We start from the raw sequence: 3,720 nt of genomic DNA on the forward strand, positions 1-3,720 counted from the left end.
TGCCGACTTTCTCGATGGGCACTGCGAACGCTGCATGGATGTGGAGATTAGTATCCACATGCTCGGCAATGGCGACATAGGTCGTGCAGCGGTCGGGACGTTCGGCCCAGTTCCGACCAGCGACAGCATGGTCCATTCGACGCCGGAATTCTGCGAGCTTGGCTCGCGCAGCATCGAGAGAGGTTTGCCGGTTGAAGGCCAGCGTTACAAACAGCGTCGGTCTTGTCTGAGCGATCATCGCCTGAATGCCTTGGCGATAATTGTCCACAGCGCCGACGGCGGACTGGGGTGCGATGTTACCCATTACGGCGGTCCTGCGGGCGTGTGGTTTTCGGTGGCTGCTCTATCTCCCACAAGCGGAATGTCCGGCCACCGTTGGAATGTTTGCACCTGCATTTTTGGGACATGTGCCCCTCCTCGTTCTTGCTTGTTGGGCCGCAGCAGCGGCTGAAATTCGTCGGCGTCGTTGAGAATGCCTGACGCGATAAATACGGCCAAAGCCGTAGATCTATTTATACTCGGAGATAGTGCTCATGATCCTGCACGACGCCTACGACACCCTGAAGCGCCTAGGTCTTGTCGCCAACCATATGAGCTTCTCGACAGACTACCTGAACAAGGGGCCGAGGTATTTCGACGACCTCACCTGCTCCCGGCGCGCTCCGAGCGTCGCCGCTCTGTTGTCGCTTTTCGTGCGTTTCAGAGCAATCGCCGACGCCTGCACCGCTAACCCATCTCTCGCGGCCCAGGCATCCGAGGTGGCGGCGCAAGCGAGCAAGGTTTGGGTTGAGTTGGAACGGCGCAGCTGCTCGCTGCTGCCCACGAAGCGCCGCCGTCCTGCCCCTATAAGGGTCGTAGAGGGTTCGGGGGCCGCCTCGGGCAGCTGAGCAGCCCCGTGTGTGCCGGTGCCCTCACGTGCAAGACGGCGGGGCCTGGGAGATGCTGCTGCCCGGCGAGCGTTGCTAACGCCGAGTCCCCTTGCGGCTTCTGCATTGGAGTTTATCCAGCCGCTCCGAAGGTGAGCTTGAACAGCATCGCGTCCTGCGCGTTGGCGAACCAGTACCATTGTTTGCCGTCAAGCGCGCGATTGGTCCAGAGCACGTCCTTCGCGCCACACCGCGATCTGCACCACCGCGACGGTTCAACGCGCGAGGCATCCGCGAGCAGGCGTACACCATATGGCATGGCCTCGGCCTGGCGGCCTATCGCTTCAAGGTTGTCTCTCGCCTCGCGCAGTCGCTGCCGCGGAACGGCCATGAGGGTGGCCGCATAATCATCGTAATAGGCGACTGCATCCTCTGCGTCGCGAACCCTAGCTTTGGCTTGATCAATGATGCTCTTTAGCTTCGGGTGAATTGGGTTTGGATCTGGCATGGTCATGAAAGTTTAGTCCTTATATTGGCTGAACTGCATGCCCTGCTTCGCATGCCATCATGTCTCTCGATAGCGCCGGGCGGAAGTGGACGTCACTATTCAGCAGCTTTGGTGCACCAAGCCCTTGTCAAGAAAATGAGCGGGGTCGGCGTGATGCAAGCGGCAATATCCGCTGAGATCTCCTGCAGCGTCTTCCTCGTGAGTGCATTGGCCTCGTGAAGCTCGCGGTGAATAATGACGCCCGCCAAAGCCGACAGCTAAATGCATGAGCAGGGCGGGCTGGAAACTTCCCCTGCGCGAGGTCGACGGCGTCAAGCAGCACTCAGCGCAATTTCCTTGGCATCGTGACCTCGCCAAGCAACCGGCCCGCCAGCTTTCCAGCCGCTGGCGGCTCATTTTTTCAGAGGTCACTATGTTCAACAATGAAGACACAAGCATCGAAGAGCTGGCATCACGCCTGGACCCGATTGCCTGCCTCGCTACGCTCATTGAGCATCAGCGCATGCGAACGCAGCTTCGGTGCGCATGGCAGCCCGAGCTGGGTGGAATAGGCACTTCGTATTTCGATGAACCCATGGCGAGGCTGCAAGCGTCGGCGATATCGCTGCGGGAGCCTCTTCGCGTCGCAACCCCCAAAGTGATTGATACTGACGCTCTGCCGCACGCTGAAGCACCGTGCAAACCCCACCCTCTGCACGGTGCAAAACGCCCCTCTATTGCCAATGAGCGTGGTGCGCTTCACCATCATCAGCAGTCGCAGACCCAGAAAACCGCAGAGATCTGCGACTTTCCGGCGTGTCTGTTGGGAGGCGAGGTGGCTACAATAGGGGCGACCGTGCATCCATTAGTTAAAGAAGAGAGAGATAATGGTCGCACGGACAGGTCTCTCGACCTGACCTCGGGTGCTATGCACCGCGCGTCCTCTGAAAATTCGGCTTCCGCCATTCGTCTCGTGGGCTTCGCCCACCAGGATAATGGCGCGAGCACGGCTTCGCGGAGCGCTCAGCTCGTGCTCCGGAAAGGGGCTTTGCACCTCTTCGAGGGCAATCCACCGGGGGACGGTAGTGTAATCCCGCTGCACGGGGCCGAGGACGCTCACCCCGCCGAGGCCACGACCGTCCTATCTCCTACCACCTCTGACCCGGCTGAGTGTCCCTTCGACTACTTGCGCTTTGACTACTTCGACAACGGCGCGCCTGCGGCCAGCAGCAAAAAGCAGCGAGCCCGCCACGTGATCAACGTGTTTGCGGCGGCAAGCGGCAGCCGATCTCGTGGTTCGGACTATCGGATTTCCTTCCTCAGCGAGGCACGCTTCTTTAAGCGCAGTGTCCCGCAGGAAGTCACGAATGGCATGAACGACGATTTTTACCAGCGGATCTGGGCAAAGTATGAGGATCTTCGGAAATCGGCAAACGGCGTCGATGGCGCCCAGGTGGCGATCGGCCACTGGAAGGACAGGGACAATCACGTGGTGCCCCAAGCCGCCGCAATCCTCGTGCGGATCCCCGGCCTGCCACCCGCGGTTATTGCCCGGTTTGGCGCCTGGGGACAGAAGGTCGATATCAACACGGCTGCCAAGGGGACACGCAAATGCCGCAACCTGGTTGGCCTGGGCTATGCCAGACAGTCCTCGAAGAAGCAGGCGGGGAGTAGGGCCCAGTTGGGATGCGGAAGTAGTGGCGTTACGTAATGAAATGACTCAGTTGAACTACTCAGCGTAATATTCTTAGCTTCACGGGTGCAGGGTCCGTTCTGCCCGGCCGCTTTGACCTGTCAGAGCGGCTCACGCAGAACGGTCCACGCGTTAGAATGGGAGGATGTTGGCGCGTGCCATGAATGACATTTTGCAGGAGTTCGCGCAGGCTGGGGACGACCTGCCCGAGGACGCGATGCAGCGAGCCCTTGAGGACTGGGAGAATACGGCACCCCCGCTGCTCGCCCTGCTCGAGGCCTACGTCGACGGCCTGGATCGATCGGCAGACGCGACGGGCGCGGTATTCTTCATCCTCCACCTCGTAGGACAGGCGCGGGAGCGGCGGGCTTTTCCGACAATCTGCCGGCTGGCGAGGGATGCGGAGGCGCTCGAAGACGCGCTCGGCGATGGCATCTCCTCGACCCTGCCTGGCATCCTGATCGGCACCTTCAACGGCGACCTGGACCGGCTGAAGGCGCTGATTGGGGACGAGGACGTTGACGAGATCGTCCGTGCCGACGCCTTTGATGCGCTAGCGTACCTGACCGCCACGGGCGCGGTGCCACAGGAAACTACGGCGGCCTACCTCCGGGAGCTACACGCCGAGATGCAGCCTCAGGAAGAGTCGTTCGCCTGGTTCGGCTGGCAGAAGT

At 60.7% G+C, this 3,720-nt stretch carries 5 protein-coding genes; 3 read left to right on the forward strand and 2 right to left on the reverse strand.

The features are described from left to right. A partial coding sequence (locus AC5JJ6_RS03985; RefSeq protein ID WP_496040803.1) for a hypothetical protein occupies nucleotides 1-304 on the reverse strand: 304 nt, incomplete at its 3' end. Between the two features lie 229 nt (nucleotides 305-533). Here AC5JJ6_RS03985 and AC5JJ6_RS03990 point away from each other — a divergent pair. Beyond that, nucleotides 534-887, forward strand: a complete 354-nt coding sequence (locus AC5JJ6_RS03990) for a DUF6626 family protein (RefSeq protein ID WP_496040804.1) — start codon at nucleotides 534-536, stop codon at nucleotides 885-887. Between the two features lie 112 nt (nucleotides 888-999). On the opposite strand, the gene AC5JJ6_RS03995 is transcribed toward AC5JJ6_RS03990, so the two are convergent. Then, nucleotides 1,000-1,380, reverse strand: a complete 381-nt coding sequence (locus AC5JJ6_RS03995) for a hypothetical protein (RefSeq protein ID WP_496040805.1) — start codon at nucleotides 1,378-1,380, stop codon at nucleotides 1,000-1,002. A gap of 259 nt (nucleotides 1,381-1,639) precedes the next feature. On the opposite strand from AC5JJ6_RS03995, the gene AC5JJ6_RS04000 reads away from it, so the two are divergent. Continuing rightward, nucleotides 1,640-3,064 (forward strand): hypothetical protein, encoded by a 1,425-nt coding sequence (locus AC5JJ6_RS04000; protein WP_496040806.1) that lies wholly within the window; start codon nucleotides 1,640-1,642, stop codon nucleotides 3,062-3,064. Nucleotides 3,065-3,206: 142 nt separating this feature from the next. Continuing rightward, a partial coding sequence (locus AC5JJ6_RS04005; protein WP_496040807.1) for a DUF1186 domain-containing protein occupies nucleotides 3,207-3,720 on the forward strand: 514 nt, incomplete at its 3' end.

Source organism: Skermanella sp. (genome assembly GCF_059503625.1).